The sequence below is a fragment of the Thioclava sp. JM3 genome, assembly GCF_002213185.1.
Taxonomy (GTDB): domain Bacteria; phylum Pseudomonadota; class Alphaproteobacteria; order Rhodobacterales; family Rhodobacteraceae; genus Thioclava; species Thioclava nitratireducens.
Genome location: NZ_NBOB01000006.1, coordinates 21,747 through 38,106, shown reverse-complemented (window position 1 = coordinate 38,106; position 16,360 = coordinate 21,747). Strand labels below are relative to the sequence as shown.

Sequence of the window (16,360 nt, the reverse complement as noted above, 5' to 3'; positions counted from 1 at the left end):
TCGTTGCGCGCAGCGGCAAGCCTCTCGCTTAGGGTGCGTGTCTGGCCAGTGCGGCGACATCGCCTGCTTCCAGTGCCGGAAGCGCGGCCTGTATGGCCTCCACCGGCCAGTCCCACCACGCCAGTTCGAGCAATTGTGCAATCTCATCGGGGCTGAACCGGAACCGCACCACCCGCGCCGGATTGCCAGCAACGATGGCAAAGGGCGGCACGTCCTGCGCGACCACCGAGCCAGCCGCCACGATCGCCCCCGCGCTGATGCGCACCCCGGGCACCACCATTGCATTGAAGCCTAGCCAGACATCCGGCCCGATTACCGTATCGCCGATCGCGGCATTCTCCTCGAGATATTTCCCCGCCGTCTCCATGTCGAAAATCCGGAACGGATAGGTCGTAATCCCGCCCATCGGGTGATTTGCGGAGGCGGTGATGAAGCGCACCCCATGCGCGATCTGCGCGAAGGGGCCGATCACCAGCCGCTCGGGGCAGCCGGGAAACAGATACGGCGCCAGCTCCGCCGCCGCGTCCGGCACGGGAACGAGAGGGCTGTAATAAGCATAGCGCCCGACCTCGATATTGGGATGATCGATCACCGCCTGCAGGAACACGGTGGGTTCATGCGGCATGCCATCGGGCAGCAGGACAGGATTGCGGGTATCGGGCGCAGGAAAGCGCCGCGGCAGCGGATGGGCAGACATGGAGAGACCTCTCTCGATCAGAGTTTCAGGGAAACGGGATCAGAAAAGGGTCTTGTCCATCGGCGCCTCCATTGCGTGCTCGCCCAGTCTAGCGCAAGCGACGGGTCCGCGCCAGCCGTCCGGTCACAGCTTGCGCGCGCGCCACTCCGTCATCGCCTTCGCGATCTGCTCCGCCGCGTCAGGGTCGAGGTGGAAATGGTGGTCGCCTGCGATCTCCACGCTCTCATAATCGGCGATCAGCTCGGCCCCCCATCGCGCCAACTCCGCCGTGCCCTCGCGCCGCGCCCGGATCCCGTCCGCAGCCCAGATATTGAGCACCGGTGCCCGGATCGCCCGCAGCACCGCCTCCACATCGTCGCGATCGAGTTTCGCTGCAGAGCTCGCGAACAGCCGCCGGTCGCCGCGCAGATGCCAGCTCTCCGGGCCGTCTTTCAGCGCACGTTCCGCCAGCGCCTCGGCCACCGCGCGCGCATTGCCCTGCCCCGCGCGGCGCGCGATATAGGCCTCGCGCGTCGGGAAACGGCGCGGAGGCCGCGCCGCCTGCGTTGGCACCTCGGTCAGGTAGGCGCGCAGAGTTGTGACGAAATCCTGCGCCACCGGCTCGGGGGCAAGCGAATCGAGCGCGATGAAACCCCGCACCTGCTCCGGCATCGCCGCCGCCAGCAACGCCGAGATATTGGCGCCGCGCGAATGGCCCAGCAGCACGCAGTCCTCCCAGCCCAGGGCATCGAGCACCCGCAGGATCTGCGGCAAGTCGTCCCAGATATTGTAGCTCGCATGGGCCGCGCGATGCCCGCTCAGCCCCTGCCCGCTCAAATCGAGCGCGACGACATGGCAGCCATTCAGCCGCGGCGCGAGCTCGGCAAAGCTTGCTGCATGATCCATCCAACCATGCAGCGCCAAGACCGGCAGCCCCTCCTCGGGGCCCCATTCGAGCCCGGCGATCCGTAGCCCGTCCACGTCCCAGTGCCGCTCACGCGCACCGTTCGTCTCCACCATGTCTTGTCCTCCCGCACCACCCGATCCGCAGAAGATCTAGCGCGAGACACCCGCGATTGCGACCACCGGCACCGCGCCTTTCACGCAAAGCAAAAGGGCCGCCCAAGCGGGCGGCCCTTCGCAAGTCCAAATGATCCGAAGATCACTCGATGATTTTCGACACCACGCCGGCGCCGACGGTGCGGCCGCCTTCGCGGATTGCGAAGCGCAGACCGTCTTCCATCGCGATCGGAGCGATCAGTTCGACTTCGAACTTCAGGTTGTCGCCCGGCATCACCATCTCGGTGCCCTCGGGCAGCGTCACGGTGCCGGTCACGTCCGTCGTGCGGAAGTAGAACTGCGGACGGTAGTTCGCGAAGAACGGGGTGTGACGGCCACCTTCCTCTTTGGTGAGGATGTAGGCTTCAGCTTCGAACTTTGTGTGCGGCTTCACCGAACCCGGCTTGCACAGAACCTGACCACGCTCGACGCCGTCACGGTCGATGCCGCGCAGCAGCGCGCCGATGTTGTCGCCAGCTTCACCACGGTCCAGCAGCTTGCGGAACATCTCGACGCCCGTGCAGGTCGTCTTCGAGGTGTCGCGGATACCCACGATTTCCAGTTCGTCGCCGACGTTGATCACGCCACGCTCGACGCGGCCGGTCACAACCGTACCACGGCCCGAGATCGAGAACACGTCTTCGATCGGCATCAGGAAGGGCTGGTCCACGGCGCGCTCCGGCGTCGGGATGTAGCTGTCGACAGCTTCCATCAGCGCACGGATCGAGTTCTCGCCGATTTCCGGATCACGGCCTTCCATCGCGGCCAGAGCCGAACCCTTGATGATCGGGATATCGTCGCCGGGGAAGTCGTAGGACGACAGAAGTTCGCGAACTTCCATTTCCACGAGCTCGAGCAGCTCCTCGTCGTCGACCTGGTCAACCTTGTTCAGGTACACGACCATCGCCGGGATGCCGACCTGACGGCCGAGCAGGATGTGCTCGCGCGTCTGCGGCATCGGGCCGTCAGCTGCGTTCACGACCAGGATCGCGCCGTCCATCTGCGCTGCACCCGTGATCATGTTCTTCACGTAGTCGGCGTGGCCGGGGCAGTCGACGTGCGCGTAGTGACGCGACTCGGTCTCGTACTCCACGTGCGCGGTCGAGATCGTGATGCCGCGGGCTTTCTCTTCCGGCGCGCCGTCGATCTGGTCATACGCGCGGAAATCACCGAAATACTTCGTGATCGCAGCCGTCAGCGTCGTCTTGCCGTGGTCAACGTGGCCAATCGTGCCGATGTTGACGTGCGGTTTGTTACGTTCAAACTTTTCCTTTGCCATCTCGCGGGGCGCCTCTGGTTAGGGGGCCGCTAGCAGCGAGCCCGAGTCAATATCGCGCGCTACCTATTGCCCTGGCGGGGAAAAATCAAGCCCGGAATGTAGGGTTTCCCCTGTCTGTGTTCGCGGTTTCGCTTGGGCAGCGACCCTCTCCGCACTACCATCCCGTCATGGATTACGCTGCGACAGACGACACCCAACGCCTTCCCGCCCGCGCACCGCTTGCCGAGCACCCGCTGGGGATCCTCGCGAGCTTCCGGGCTGCGCGGCGCAACCTGTTGGAAATAATACCGGAACTGGCCACGCATGCACCGATCATCTCGGGCAATACAGGCGCGCGCTGGCATATGGTGATGGACCCTGACAGCCTGCGTCACATCCTCAAGACGCGCGTCGAGGATTATCCGAAATCGGTGGTGACCAAGCTCATTCTCGGCCCTGCCGTAGGGGAAGGGCTATTCGTCGCCGAAGGAGCCGAATGGCGCTGGCAGCGTCGCGCCGCCTCGCCGGTTTTCGCCGCGCGCAACATGGAGGCGCTCGCCCCCGTCATGGGCGCCGCAGCAGAGGCCTCCGCCGCGCGCATCGGCACCGCCGCCGATACCGGTCGCGCCGTGGATCTGCATCAGGAAATGGTGGCCGCGACCTTCGAGGTGATCTCGGACGTGACCTTCTCGGGCGACGAGGGTTTCGACCGCGCCGCGATCCATCGGGCGATCGACGCCTATATCGCGCAGACGGCAAAGGTCTCGCTTCTGGATCTTTTCGCCCTGCCCGCCTGGGTGCCGCGCCCGCATCGGGTGATCTCCTCGGGCGTCGTGCGCGACCTCAAGCGCCATGCGGACCGCGCGATCGAGGCCCGGCGCGCGAGCGAGGCGAAGGCGGTGCCCGACCTTCTGGACCTGCTCGACGGCGCGCAGGACCCCGAAACCGGCCGCGAGATGAGCCCGGCCGAGCTACGCGACAACCTGCTGACCTTCATCGTCGCAGGCCATGAGACCACCGCGCTGACGCTCGCCTGGGCGCTCTACCTCTGCGCCTTCGATCCGCAGGTGCAGGAGGCCGCTCGCAGCGAGGCGCAGGCCACGCTCGGCGCGCATGCGGCGACCGTCGATGACCTGCCACAGATGCCCCTCGTCGCGCAGATCGTGAACGAAAGCCTGCGGCTCTACCCGCCTGCGGGTTTCCTGTCGCGCACGGCGCGCAAACCCGACACGCTTCTGGGCCGCGAGGTGCGCGCAGGCGACACGGTGATGCTGCCGATCTACGCGCTCCACCGTCACCACGCGCTGTGGGACGACCCGCATGCCTTCCGCCCGGATCGTTTCGCCGATCCGACGCATGACCGCTTCGCCTTCCTGCCCTTCGGGGCCGGGCCGCGGATCTGCATCGGCGCAGGCTTCGCGATGCAGGAGGCGCAGATCATCCTCGCCACGCTCCTCGCCCGGTTCCGCTTCACCGCCGTTCCGGGGCGCGAGCCTGTGCCGGAGATGATCCTGACCACACGCCCAAAGGGCGGCATCTGGCTGACGGTAAAGCGCGCGTGACAGGCGAGAGCGAACACTCATGCGTCGCCTTGGCGAAAATATCCCGGGGGTGAATTGCCCGGCAGGGCAAGAGGGGGCAGCGCCCCCTGCCGGATCGCCCGGGCCTGTCCGGACGATCCCTCAGGTAAAGCCTCAGGTGAACCTGTTGTCCCGCGGGAAGCCACGCGGGGCCATGCGGCCCGCCGAGGCGCGCTTGCCGGTCCATTCGGCGAGATCGGTCTCGGTCCGCGTGCGGCCCGCCGGATCCTTCCAGCTCAGACCATCGGCCAGGGTGAAGGTCTTGGCGTCGCTCAGCCCCCCGTCCTTGTATTTCTGCAAACGGACGCCCTTGCCGCGCGCCATTTCGGGCAGCTCTTCCAGCGGGAAGACCAGCAGCTTGCGGTTCTGACCGACGCAAGCGACCGTGTCGCCGTCGATCTTCGAGCAGACGGTGGTTTTCGCCGCCCCCTTCATGTTCAGAACCTGCTTGCCCGATTTGGTCTGCGCCACGAGCTCTTCGCCCGGGCAGACGAACCCGTCGCCATCCGAGGAGGCCAGAAGGTATTTCTCGCCCGCCTTCGGCAGTAGCAGATGCGTCACCTCCGCCTCGTTGGGCAGGTCGACCATCAGCCGCAGCGGCTCGCCCATGCCGCGCCCGCCGGGCAGATTCGCCCCCAGCACCGTATAGGCGCGCCCGTTGGAGCCCATCGCGACGATCCGGTCCGTGGTCTCGGCATGCATGGCGAACATCGGCCCGTCGCCATCCTTGAACTTCACCTCGGCGTCGAGCGCGTTGTGGCCCTTCATCGCCCGGATCCAGCCCATCTTCGACAGGATCACGGTAATCGGTTCGCGTTCGATCATCGCCTCGATCGGCACTTCCTCGACCTCACCGGCCTCGGCAAAGCCGGTGCGTCGCGCGCCGCCCTCGGCGTTGCGGCCGAATTTCTTGTCGATCTCTTTCAGCTCACCGCCGATCGTCTTCCATTGCAGCTTTTCGGAGGCGAGAAGGTCTTCCAGTCCCGAGCGCTCTTCGATCAGTGCATCACGCTCGCGCTTGAGTTCCATCTCCTCAAGCTTGCGCAGACTGCGCAGGCGCATGTTTAGGATCGCTTCGGCCTGCACGTCCGACAGTTCGAACTCGGCCATCAGCATCGCTTTGGGTTCGTCCTCGTAGCGAATGATCTCGATCACCCGGTCGAGGTTCAGGAAGGCGATAATGTAGCCTTCGAGCACTTCCAGACGCGCGTCGATCTTGTCCATCCGATGCTGCGAACGGCGCAGCAGCACCTCGCGCCGGTGATCGAGGAAGGCGCGCAGCACCTCCTTGAGCGAGCAGACCTTCGGCACCCGCCCGTCGATCAGCACGTTCATGTTGAGCGAGAAGCGGACCTCCAGATCGGAGTTCTTGAACAGCATCCCCATCAGCATCTCGGGCTCGACGGTGCGCGATTTCGGCTCCAGCACGATGCGGATATCGTCGGCACTCTCGTCGCGCACATCGGCCAGCGCGGGCACTTTGCGGGTCTGGATGACCTCGGCCAGACGCTCGATCAGCTTCGATTTCTGCACCTGATACGGAATCTCGGTGACGACGATCTGCCACTGACCGCGGCCGAGATCCTCTTTCTCCCAGCGCGCCCGCAGACGGAATGCACCGCGCCCGGTGCGATAGGCGTCGCGGATATTCTCGGGCGGCTCGACCAGCACGCCGCCGGTCGGGAAGTCGGGGCCGGGGATATGCTCGACCAGCTCGTCATCAGTGATGGCGGGGCGCTTGATCATCTCCAAGAGCGCCTCGACCAACTCGCCGAGGTTATGCGGGGGGATGTTCGTCGCCATGCCGACCGCGATGCCGCTCGCGCCATTGGCCAGCAGGTTCGGAAAGGCGGCGGGCAGCACGACCGGCTCGGTCAGCGTACCGTCGTAGTTCGGGCGGTAATCGACCGCGTTCTCGGCCAGACCTTCCAGAAGCGACTCGGACGGTGAGGCCAGACGTGCCTCGGTGTAACGCGAGGCTGCCGGGTTATCGCCGTCGATATTGCCGAAGTTGCCCTGCCCGTCGACGAGCTTGTAGCGCATCGCGAAATCCTGCGCGAGACGCGCCATCGCGTCGTAGATCGCGGCGTCGCCATGGGGGTGGTAGTTCCCCATCACGTCACCCGAGATCTTCGCGGATTTCCGAAAGCCGCCGGTGGGCGACAGCTTCAGTTCGCGCATCGCGAAGAGGATGCGCCGATGCACCGGCTTCAACCCGTCGCGCGCATCGGGCAGCGCCCGGTGCATGATCGTCGAGAGCGCATAGGTCAGATAGCGCTCGCCAATCGCGCGGCTCAGCGGTTCGGAACTGGTGGAGAGGGGATTTTCTTCGTCACTGCTCATGCCGATTTACTAAAGCCGAGCCCGATCCCGGTCCAGCGGGAAAAGCAGGAATAAGAATTTCCAAGGAACTTTTCCCCCGTCGGCGGAATTTCACCGACGTAGAGCAGGCGGAATCGTGTTAACATTTCAATGATTCCCCAGCTGCCAATTCGGAATCAGGGGGTTGAACATGGGTAAGTTGTTGCTGACCACTTTGGCGGGTATTTACGCCGTTATGGCCATCGCCGGTCGCGACGTCCCCGGGGACGTCGAACAGGCCTCTGCGGCTACGTCAAATGACACGGTACAGGTGTCACGCGCCGCGACCGACAGTCAAGAACTTTCGGCCAGCGAAGCGCCTCAAATTGTCGCGAAGGCGGCCGCCACATCGCCGACCGATACGCCGAAAATCGAGAAGGCGTCGCTGATCACGCGCATCACGCCGAACACGCGGATGCCGGGCCCTGAGCTCAAACCCTCGCCCGAACATCGCAAGAACGCTGCGCCGGAAGTCGACGGCGGCACGCTCTGGAGCGTCTCGGCCAATGCCCTCAACGTGCGCTCGGGCCCCTCGACCAGCAATGCCGCGATCGACAGCGTCCGCAAAGGCGATCAAGTGCTCGTTGTGGCCGAGAGCGGCGGTTGGGCGCATGTGAAGATCGAAGGCAGCGGCACCGAAGGCTGGGTCTCGAAGAAATATCTGCGCCCGGCGAACTGAGCTTTCACAGGCGGTGCACCGCTAAATTCTTGTTTTTCCACCCGGGTCAAAATATTCCCGCCGGAGGCATATCTCCGGCGGGTTTTTCTTTGCCTCGCCGGATCAGAGGGAAGGCGCGCGCATGGCCAAGACGATTCTGATCACCGGATGCTCCTCGGGCATCGGCTACGACGCGGCCCACGGGCTGAAGGCCGCGGGCTGGAAAGTCTTCGCCACCTGCCGCCGCGAAGAGGATTGCGAACGTCTGCGCTCCGAGGGCTTAGTCTCGTTCCAACTCGACGTGGCCGATCCCGAAAGCATCGAGGCTGGCTTCAACGAGGCGCTCGCGCGCGGGCATGGCCGGCTTGATGCGCTCTACAACAACGCCGCCTTCGCCTGCCCCGGCGCTGCCGAGGACATTCCGGCCGGCGCGCTGCGCGAGATTTTCGAGACCAACCTGTTTGGCCTGCACGACCTGACGACCCGCGCGATCAAGGTGATGCGCGCACAGGGCGACAACGGCGAAGGACGCATCCTGCAATGCTCCTCGGTGCTGGGCTTCGTCGGTCTGAAATGGCGCGCAGCCTATGCCTCGACGAAATTCGCGCTGGAAGGGCTGACCGACGTGATGCGGCTCGAGATGGCAGATACGGATATCAAGATCGTGCTGATCCAGCCGGGCCCTATCACCTCGAAAATCCGGGTCAATTCGATCCCGCCTTTCGAGAAATGGGTGGATTGGGAGAACTCCGCCCGCCGCGCGCAATACGAGGGCAGCTTGCTAAAGCGTCTCTACCAAGGCCGCGGCAAGCCCGACACGTTCGAACTGCCGCCCTCCGAGGTGACGAAGGCGATCCTCAAGGCGCTCGAGGCCCCGAACCCGAAGCCGCGCTACAAGATCACCACGCCCACGAAGACGATCAGTGTCGTGCGCCGCTTCCTGCCGGACCGGATGCTCGACTGGGTGCTGGCCAAGGGCTGAAAATCCTTTCGCATTTTCGTGATCTCCAGCTATGTCTTGAGCCCAGAGGGAGAGAGACTACATGCGCAACGACCCGTTATTCTACATCGTCGCCGTGGCAAGTCTGGCGGTTCTGGTGATCTTGATGATCGGCATCGCGGGCTTCGGACGCGGGGGCGATTTCAACAAGAAACATGCCAACAAGCTGATGCGGTTGCGCATTGCCGCCCAGGCGGTCGCGATCGCGCTGATCCTGTTGTTCGTTTATCTCAGAAAGGGTGGCTGATGGTCGTTCTCAATCGCATCTACACGCGAACCGGCGACGCCGGGGAAACCGCGCTCTCGAACGGGGTGCGCGTCGCCAAACATTCCGCGCGCGTGACCGCTTATGGCACCGTGGACGAGCTGAACGCGACCGTGGGCATCGCACGCCTGCATGCCGACGAGGCGCTGCAAAAGCAGCTCTCCGTGATCCAGAACGACCTCTTCGATCTGGGCGCAGATCTGGCGCGCCCGGACATGGAACATGACGACGAGGCGGGCTACCCGGTCCTGCGCATGGTCGAGTCCCAAGTGACCCGGCTCGAGACCGAGATCGACGCGATGAACAAGAAGCTCGAGCCGCTGCGCAGCTTCATCCTGCCGGGCGGCACAGCGCTCGCGGCGCACCTTCACATGTCGCGCACCGTCGCGCGTCGTGCCGAGCGCGAAGCCGTGTCCCTCGCCGCGATCGAAGGCGTCAACGAATGGGCAGTGAAATATCTAAACCGCCTGTCCGACTGGTTCTTCGTCGCAGCCCGGATCGCGAATGACGATGGCAAGGATGATGTGTTATGGGTACCCGGAGCGAACCGCTAACGAAGGCAGTGGCGGAGCTTCCAGAAACCACCGGCGAAGGGAAGAGGCAGCCGCTAGGCGCCCTCAAAGAAAGCTCTGCGGATCGATATCGACTGCGAGCCGCGCATTCGTCGGCAGCTTCAGCCCCTTGAGCCAAGCCTTGAGCGCGCCCTGCAGCGGCGCGCTTTTCTCTGCCTTCACCAGCATCCGCACCCGATGCCGCCCGCGCACCCGCGCGATCGGCGCAGGCGCGGGCCCGAAGACCTGCGCGCCGATCCGGCGCAGCGCGGCGTCGTTGCGCGCCAGGTGATTGCCGATCTCGAAAAGCGGCTGCAGATCCGGCCCCGACAGGATGATCCCGGCCATCCGCCCGTAAGGCGGTACGCCCTGGGCCTGCCGCGCGGCCGCCTCCTGCGCCCAGAACGCCTCCTCGTCGCCGCCCAGAATCGCCCGGATCACCGGGTGCTCGGGCTGATAGGTCTGCAACAGCGCCGCGCCCTTCTCCTCGGCGCGGCCCGCCCGGCCCGCCACCTGCCGCATCAGTTGGAATGTCTTCTCCGCCGCGCGCAGGTCCGAGCCCTGCAGGCCCAGATCGGCGTCGATCACGCCCACCAAGGTCAGCCGTGGGAAGTTATGCCCCTTCGCCACGATCTGGGTGCCGATGATGATATCCGCCTCGCCCTGTGCGATCTCGGCGATCTTCTCCTTCAGCGCGCGGGCTGAACCGAACAGGTCAGAAGACAGCACCGCCAGGCGCGCGTCGGGGAAGCGCTCCGCAACCTCCTCGGCCAGCCGCTCGACCCCCGGCCCGACCGGCGCGAGCTTCCCTTCCACTTCGCAGCTCGGGCATTTCACCGGGATCGGCTTCGTCTCGCCGCATTGGTGGCAGACGAGGCGCTTCAGGAAACGGTGCTCGACCATCCGCGCGTCGCAATGATCGCAGCCGATCTGATGCCCGCAGGCCCGACAGATCGTGACCGGCGCATAGCCGCGACGGTTGAGAAACAGCATCGCCTGCTGCCCCTCGGCCACCCGCGCCAGCACCTCTTTCACCAGCGTCGGCCCGATCCAATGCGCGCTCTCGATCGCCTCGTCGCGCATGTCGATCGTGCCCATCTCGGGCAGTTCCGCCGTGCCGAACCGTGCGCCCAGATCAAGCCGCTGATACTTCCCCGCCTCCGCGTTCGCCCATGTCTCGAGACTGGGCGTCGCCGAGGCCAGCACCACCTGCGCCGAACAACCCGAGGCGCGCAGCACCGCCATGTCGCGCGCATTATAGAGAACGCCCTCCTCCTGCTTGTAGGAGCTGTCATGCTCCTCATCGACGACGATCAGCCCCAGATCGCGAAACGGCAGGAACAGCGCCGAGCGTGCGCCGACGACAAGCTGCACCTCGCCCGCACCGCAGGCCTTCCACAGCCTGCGCCGCTCGCTCTGCGTGACGCCGGAATGCCACTCGCCGGGGCGCGCGCCGAACCGCGCCTCGACCCGCGAAAGGAACTCGGAACTCAGAGCGATCTCGGGCAACAGCACCAAGGCCTGCCGCCCCTTGCGCAGACATTCCGCGACGGCCTCGAGATAGACCTCCGTCTTGCCCGATCCGGTCACGCCCTTAAGCAGCGTCGTCGAATACGCGCCGGAGCCTGTCCGCAACGCCGCCGCCGCGGCGGTCTGCGCCTCCGACAGCGCCTTGCCGGGCCGCGCCGGATCGAGCCGCGGGAAGGGCTGATCGCGCGGGACCTCCGCCTCGATCAGCGCACCGGTCTTCACCAGCCCTTTCACCACCTGCGTCGTCACCCCCGCCAGATGCGCCAACTCGCTCAGGTAAAACCCCGCGCCGCCATGCTCTTCCAGCACCTCGAGCACCCGCGCCCGCGCATCGGTCATCCGCGACGGCTCACGATCGCCCAAGCGGTAGATCTTGCGCATCCCCGGCGGATCGCCCAAGCCCGGCGCCCGCGTCGCGAGGCGCAAAACCTGCGGCAGGGGCGTCATCGTGTACTCCGCCATCCGCTCCAGAAAGACGCGCAGTTCGTCGCGCATCGGCGGCACGTCGAAGACCCGGTTCACCGCGCGCAGCTTGGCCGCGTCGAAGCCACCCTCTCCTGGCCCCCAGACCACACCCAGCACCTTTCGCGGCCCCAGCGGCACCTCGACGAAAGCGCCGTTGTGGCAGCCGCCCTCCGGCGCGCGGTAATCGAGCGGCCGCCCGATCGGCTCCGCTGACAGCACCGCGACCCGCGCGCCCTCTTCGAACCAACCGGGTTCAGACATCGCCATGCCTTCCAACTGCACTAAATATTCCCGTAAGCGGCGAAGCCGCGGGGCTGAGCCCCTCTGGCGTTGCGACCTCTTTCACCCTCGCCGCTTTTGCGCTAACACGCTCGCGACTGCCGCCAAGGAGAGCTGCCATGAAATTCTTCGTCGATACCGCTGACACCGCCGCGATCAAGGAACTCAACGATCTGGGTATGGTCGATGGCGTGACCACCAACCCGTCGCTGATCCTGAAATCGGGCCGCAACATTCTCGAAGTCACCAAGGAAATCTGCGACATGGTCCACGGGCCGGTCTCGGCCGAAGTCGTGGCCACCGAAGCCAAGGACATGATCGAAGAAGGTATGAAGCTCGCCAAGATCGCCCCCAATATCGCGATCAAGGTGCCGCTGACCTGGGACGGCCTGACCGCTTGCAAGGCTTTCGCATCCGAAGGCCACATGGTCAATGTCACGCTGTGCTTCTCGACCGCGCAGGCGATCCTCGCCGCGAAGGCGGGCGCGACCTTCATCTCGCCCTTCATCGGCCGCCTCGACGACATCAACCTCGACGGGATGGATCTGATCGAAGACATCCGCACGGTCTATGACAACTACGATTTCTCGACCCAGATCCTCGCCGCCTCGATCCGCTCGGTGAACCACATCAGCGACGCCGCGCGCATCGGCGCCGACGTGATCACCGCCCCGCCGGCGGTTATCAAGTCGATGGCGAACCATCCGCTGACCGACAAGGGTCTGGCCCAGTTCCTCAAGGATTGGGAAGCGACCGGCCAGAAGATCTGATCTTCCGGCGTGAGTCCGAAACGGCACAGGCCCGCCTATCCGGCGGGCCTTTTTCGTCGCGGGGGCCGATTTTTGGACTGCGTCGCGATGCGCATCGTGTATGCTCGGAAAAAATGACGCATCGATGAGCGACGAGACAGGCATGACCGAACCGGCCCTCGTGGAGCAACTCCGCGACAAGATCATTTCCGACCCTGACGTGATTCTCGAGGACCGCGACCTGATGCGGGCGCTGATCGCCGCGAACGAAGCGGCGATGGGCGGCAATATCGTCGATCTGCGCGGCGCGGCCATGTCCCGGCTGGAGGCGCGGCTCGACCGGCTGGAAGACACCCACCGGTCGGTCATCGCCGCCGCCTATGAGAACCTCGCAGGTACCAACCAGATTCACCGCGCGGTTCTGCGGATGCTCGACCCGCATGACTTTCAGTCCTTCCTGTCGAATTTGGCTTCCGAAGTGGCCGAGATCCTGCGCGTCGATGCGGTGCGTCTGGTGCTCGAGAGCCACCAGAACGAGGACGACCCGGCGCTTCGCCAGCTGGGCGAGGTGCTTTGCGTGGCCGAACCCGGCTTCATCACCGAATACATGCGCGGCGGGCGCGGCGGGCAGCCGCGACAAGTCGTGCTGCGCCAGACCGTTCCCGGCTCCGAGGCGATCTTCGGCGAGGCCGCGAACTGGGTGCGCTCCGAGGCGCTGATGCAGCTCGATCTGGGCGAGGGCCGGCTGCCGGGCATGCTGGTCATGGCCGCCGAGGATCCGCATCAGTTCAAACCCTCGCAGGGCACCGATCTTCTGGCCTTCTTCGCAGGCGTATTCGAACGCACGATGCGCCGCTGGCTGGATTGATGGCGGAGCCGTCCGCAGGGCTGCAAGACGCGCTCGCCGAGTGGCTGAGCCATCTGCGCGGTTTACGCGACGCGTCCGAGCATACGATCACCGCCTATCGGCGCGACGTGGCGGGCTTCCTGGGATTTCTGCAAAATCATCATGGCGAGAGCCTCGGCACCGCCCGGATCGCGCAGCTCGGCCCTTCCGACATGCGGGCATGGATGGCGCATGAGCGGTCGCGCGAGGTCTCGTCGCGCTCGCTCGCCCGCGCCCTGTCCTCGGTCAAAAGCTTCATCCGCTGGCTCGCCGATCGCGACGGGTTCGACGCGAGCCATATCCTCTCGACCCGCAGCCCGAAATATCAACGCAAGCTGCCGCGACCGCTGAACGAAGACGCCGCCGCCGAGATGATCGAACAGGTCGACACGCAAGCGATGGAGCCGTGGGTCGCCGCGCGCGATGCCGCCGTGCTGACGCTGCTTTATGGCTGCGGGCTGCGGATATCCGAGGCGCTCGCGCTGCGCGCCGACGCCCATCCGCTGCCAGAGGTGCTGCGCATCCGGGGCAAGGGCGACAAAGAACGGCTGGTCCCGGTCGTCCCCGCCGCCCGCGAGGCGGTGGCCGAATACATACGCCTGTGCCCCTACCCGGCCGAGCCGGACGCCCCCTTGTTCTACGGCGCACGCGGAAAGCCGCTCAATCCGCGGATGATTTCCAAGGCGATGGAGCGGGCGCGCATGTCGCTTGGCCTGCCTTCGACCGCGACGCCGCATGCGATGCGCCACAGCTTTGCCACGCATTTGCTGGCCGCGGGCGGCGATCTGCGCGCCATTCAGGAACTGCTGGGCCATGCGAGCCTCGGCACCACCCAGATCTACACTGCCGTCGACGCGGCGCGACTTATGGAAATCTACGACAAGAGCCATCCGCGCGCCTGAAGTTCGCTTGCCCCTGCGTCGCAAATCCGGCATCACGGACAAATGGATATCCGCATCAAAGCCCTTTTCGTCCACCTTCTGACCGCCACCGGCGCGGTGTTGTCGATGCTCGCGCTCCTCGCGGCCGCGGAAGGCCAATGGTCGATGATGTTCCTTTGGCTCGTCACCGCGTTCTTCGTTGACGGGATCGATGGTCCGCTCGCGCGGCGCTACGATGTGAAGGCGAATTTTCCGCTCTATGACGGTGTCCTGATGGACCTGATCATCGACTACCTGACCTATGTCTTCATCCCTGCCTTCGCGCTGTTCCAGTCGAGCCTGCTGCCGGGATGGACGGGCTGGCTCGCAATCATCGCGATCACCTATGGCAGCGTGGTCTATTTCTCCGACACCCGGATGAAGACGAAGGACAACTCGTTTCAGGGTTTTCCGGGCGCGTGGAACATGCTGGTGCTGGTGCTGTTCGCGCTGAAGCCCGGCTATTGGACGATCCTCGTGGTGGTCGTGGCGCTTGCCATCGCGATGTTCCTGCCGCTGAAATTCATCCACCCCGTGCGCACGAAGCGCTGGCGCGTGGTCTCTCTGCCTGTGGCGCTTCTGTGGACCTTCTTCGCGGGCTGGGCCGCATGGGTCGATTTCGACCCGGCGAGCTGGGCGCATTGGGGGCTGGTCGTGACCTCGTTCTACCTGCTGCTCGTCGGCATCGTGCAACAAATCGTCCCTGAACGGCGTTGACCTGCGACGGCCGCTCCGGCGGTCCGCGGCAACAGTTTTCAGGAGGCCTCATGCGTCACACTTTCGCGCTCATTGCCGTCGTGTTCTCGGCGCAGTCGGCCATCGCCGCGCCGCGCTATCTCGACGACCGCTCCACCCCCGCTGCGCTGGTCCGCTCGCTCTATAACGCGATCTCGCTGCATCAATACGCCCGCGCCTGGAGCTATTACGCCGATCCGGAAGAGGATGGCGATTATGCGGATTTCGCGAGAGGCTATGCCGACACGGCGGAGGCCTCGGTCACGGTCGGCCCCATGACGTCGGAAGGCGCGGCCGGCTCTATCTACACGACTCTCGCGGTGACGGTGACCGCCCGGACGCGTGACGGAAAGACCGAGAGCTTCGGGGGCTGTTACGTGGTGCGCCAGATTCAACCCGCGATCCAGGAACCGCCCTTCACGCCGCTGCAGATCACGGACGGGCACCTCATGGCGCGATCTTCGGACGAGGCCATGCCCGCAAGCTGCGACGCCGACGGTCGGCCGCGGTTCTGAGCACTCAGACCCGCGTCAGCACCACGCCCGAGACGATCAGCAGCGCGGCAAGCGCCTTCGTAACCCGCATCTTCTCGCCGAAAACGAGCCAACCGATGAGCACCGCGAACAGGATCGAGGTCTCGCGCAGCGTCGCGACCAGCGCGATCGGCGCGCGGGTCATCGCCCAGATCGAGATCGCGTAAGCCCCGTAAGACGCCGCAGCCCCGAGCGTCGCGATTCCCCATTCGCGCGGCACGGCGCGCAGCATCGCGGTGCCGCGCTGAGCCAGCATACCTGAGGCGAAGAGCACGCCACCCAACACCATGATCCACCCGACGTAGCCCACCGGCTCGCCCGATATGCGCGCGCCCATCCCGTCGACCAGCGTGTAGGTCGCAGTCGCGAGTGCCGAGCCCATCGCGTAGGGCAGCAGACGGCGACTCTCGCCATCGGTGAACACGCCGCGCGCCATCAAGGCGATGCCGAGGCCCAGCACCGCGATCCCGGCATATTCGAGCCCGCTCATCGCGTCGATCGCCAAGGCGGCGGAGACGACCGCCACCATCATCGGCGCGGTTCCACGCGCGATCGGATAGACCCGGCTCAGGTCGCCCTGCTCATAGGCATGGGCGAGGAAGAACTTGTAGCCAAAATGGATGACGCCCGCGGCGAGGATCCAGCCCAGCGCGGCAATGTCCGGCAGCGGTCGCGACAGGGCGACCGCCAGGCCGATCACCGCCTCGGCAATCGACAGCATCACCATCGCACGGATTTTCGAGCCACCAAGCCGGATCAGCGCGTTCCACAGGGCGTGCAGAAAGGCCGCGCCCAGCACCGCCGCCATGATCGTCAAACTCATTTCCGCGCCCTTCCCTGCCCGACCGACAATCG

16 protein-coding genes are annotated in these 16,360 nt (G+C 65.4%); 10 read left to right on the top strand and 6 right to left on the bottom strand.

Annotation, left to right across the window (positions count from 1 at the left end; all coding sequences use genetic code 11):
- Positions 1-28: 28 nt before the first annotated feature.
- From B6V73_RS12175 to tuf, 3 genes are all read right to left on the bottom strand, one after another.
- On the bottom strand, positions 29-697 hold the full coding sequence (locus B6V73_RS12175; protein ID WP_088725379.1) for a CatB-related O-acetyltransferase: 669 nt from the start codon (positions 695-697) through the stop codon (positions 29-31).
- 123 nt (positions 698-820) lie between these two features.
- Positions 821-1,696, bottom strand: coding sequence for an alpha/beta fold hydrolase (locus B6V73_RS12170; protein ID WP_088725378.1), 876 nt, complete (start codon positions 1,694-1,696; stop codon positions 821-823).
- A gap of 142 nt (positions 1,697-1,838) precedes the next feature.
- Positions 1,839-3,014, bottom strand: a complete 1,176-nt coding sequence (tuf, locus tag B6V73_RS12165) for an elongation factor Tu (protein ID WP_077701325.1) — start codon at positions 3,012-3,014, stop codon at positions 1,839-1,841.
- Between the two features lie 167 nt (positions 3,015-3,181).
- Between tuf and B6V73_RS12160 the strand changes: the two genes are divergently transcribed.
- Positions 3,182-4,555, top strand: a complete 1,374-nt coding sequence (locus B6V73_RS12160; RefSeq protein ID WP_088725377.1) for a cytochrome P450 — start codon at positions 3,182-3,184, stop codon at positions 4,553-4,555.
- Between the two features lie 132 nt (positions 4,556-4,687).
- Here the strand turns inward: B6V73_RS12160 and parC are convergent, their stop codons facing one another.
- Positions 4,688-6,916, bottom strand: a complete 2,229-nt coding sequence (gene parC / locus B6V73_RS12155; RefSeq protein WP_075773808.1) for a DNA topoisomerase IV subunit A — start codon at positions 6,914-6,916, stop codon at positions 4,688-4,690.
- Between the two features lie 169 nt (positions 6,917-7,085).
- Here parC and B6V73_RS12150 point away from each other — a divergent pair, with 169 nt between their 5' ends.
- The 4 genes from B6V73_RS12150 (at position 7,086) to B6V73_RS12135 (ending at position 9,411) form a co-directional block, all read left to right on the top strand.
- Positions 7,086-7,613, top strand: coding sequence for an SH3 domain-containing protein (locus B6V73_RS12150; RefSeq protein WP_088725376.1), 528 nt, complete (start codon positions 7,086-7,088; stop codon positions 7,611-7,613).
- 121 nt (positions 7,614-7,734) lie between these two features.
- Positions 7,735-8,574 (top strand): SDR family NAD(P)-dependent oxidoreductase, encoded by an 840-nt coding sequence (locus B6V73_RS12145; protein ID WP_088725375.1) that lies wholly within the window; start codon positions 7,735-7,737, stop codon positions 8,572-8,574.
- Between the two features lie 61 nt (positions 8,575-8,635).
- Entirely contained in the window at positions 8,636-8,839 is a 204-nt protein-coding gene (locus B6V73_RS12140; protein WP_075773805.1) for a twin transmembrane helix small protein, read from the top strand.
- Positions 8,839-9,411, top strand: a complete 573-nt coding sequence (locus B6V73_RS12135) for a cob(I)yrinic acid a,c-diamide adenosyltransferase (RefSeq protein WP_075773804.1) — start codon at positions 8,839-8,841, stop codon at positions 9,409-9,411. The genes B6V73_RS12140 and B6V73_RS12135 overlap by 1 nt, the downstream gene beginning before the upstream one ends.
- Positions 9,412-9,474: 63 nt before the next feature.
- Here the strand turns inward: B6V73_RS12135 and B6V73_RS12130 are convergent, their stop codons facing one another.
- Positions 9,475-11,664, bottom strand: coding sequence for a primosomal protein N' (locus tag B6V73_RS12130; protein ID WP_088725531.1), 2,190 nt, complete (start codon positions 11,662-11,664; stop codon positions 9,475-9,477).
- Positions 11,665-11,801: 137 nt separating this feature from the next.
- Here B6V73_RS12130 and fsa point away from each other — a divergent pair, with 137 nt between their 5' ends.
- From fsa to B6V73_RS12105, 5 genes are all read left to right on the top strand, one after another.
- A complete protein-coding gene (fsa, locus tag B6V73_RS12125; RefSeq protein ID WP_088719447.1) occupies positions 11,802-12,452 on the top strand; it encodes a fructose-6-phosphate aldolase in 651 nt (216 codons plus the stop codon).
- 142 nt (positions 12,453-12,594) lie between these two features.
- Positions 12,595-13,299: a DUF484 family protein gene (locus B6V73_RS12120; RefSeq protein ID WP_075774302.1), complete on the top strand. Its 705-nt coding sequence runs from the start codon at positions 12,595-12,597 to the stop codon at positions 13,297-13,299.
- Positions 13,299-14,219, top strand: coding sequence for a tyrosine recombinase XerC (locus B6V73_RS12115; RefSeq protein ID WP_088725374.1), 921 nt, complete (start codon positions 13,299-13,301; stop codon positions 14,217-14,219). Before B6V73_RS12120 ends, B6V73_RS12115 begins: the two co-directional genes overlap by 1 nt.
- A 42-nt stretch (positions 14,220-14,261) precedes the next feature.
- A complete protein-coding gene (locus B6V73_RS12110; protein ID WP_088719445.1) occupies positions 14,262-14,954 on the top strand; it encodes a CDP-alcohol phosphatidyltransferase family protein in 693 nt (230 codons plus the stop codon).
- A 50-nt stretch (positions 14,955-15,004) separates the two neighbouring features.
- On the top strand, positions 15,005-15,487 hold the full coding sequence (locus tag B6V73_RS12105) for a hypothetical protein (protein ID WP_088725373.1): 483 nt from the start codon (positions 15,005-15,007) through the stop codon (positions 15,485-15,487).
- Positions 15,488-15,491: 4 nt separating this feature from the next.
- Here B6V73_RS12105 and B6V73_RS12100 read toward each other — a convergent pair whose 3' ends face one another.
- Positions 15,492-16,328 (bottom strand): DMT family transporter, encoded by an 837-nt coding sequence (locus B6V73_RS12100; protein ID WP_088725372.1) that lies wholly within the window; start codon positions 16,326-16,328, stop codon positions 15,492-15,494.
- Between the last annotated feature and the right edge of the window lie 32 nt (positions 16,329-16,360).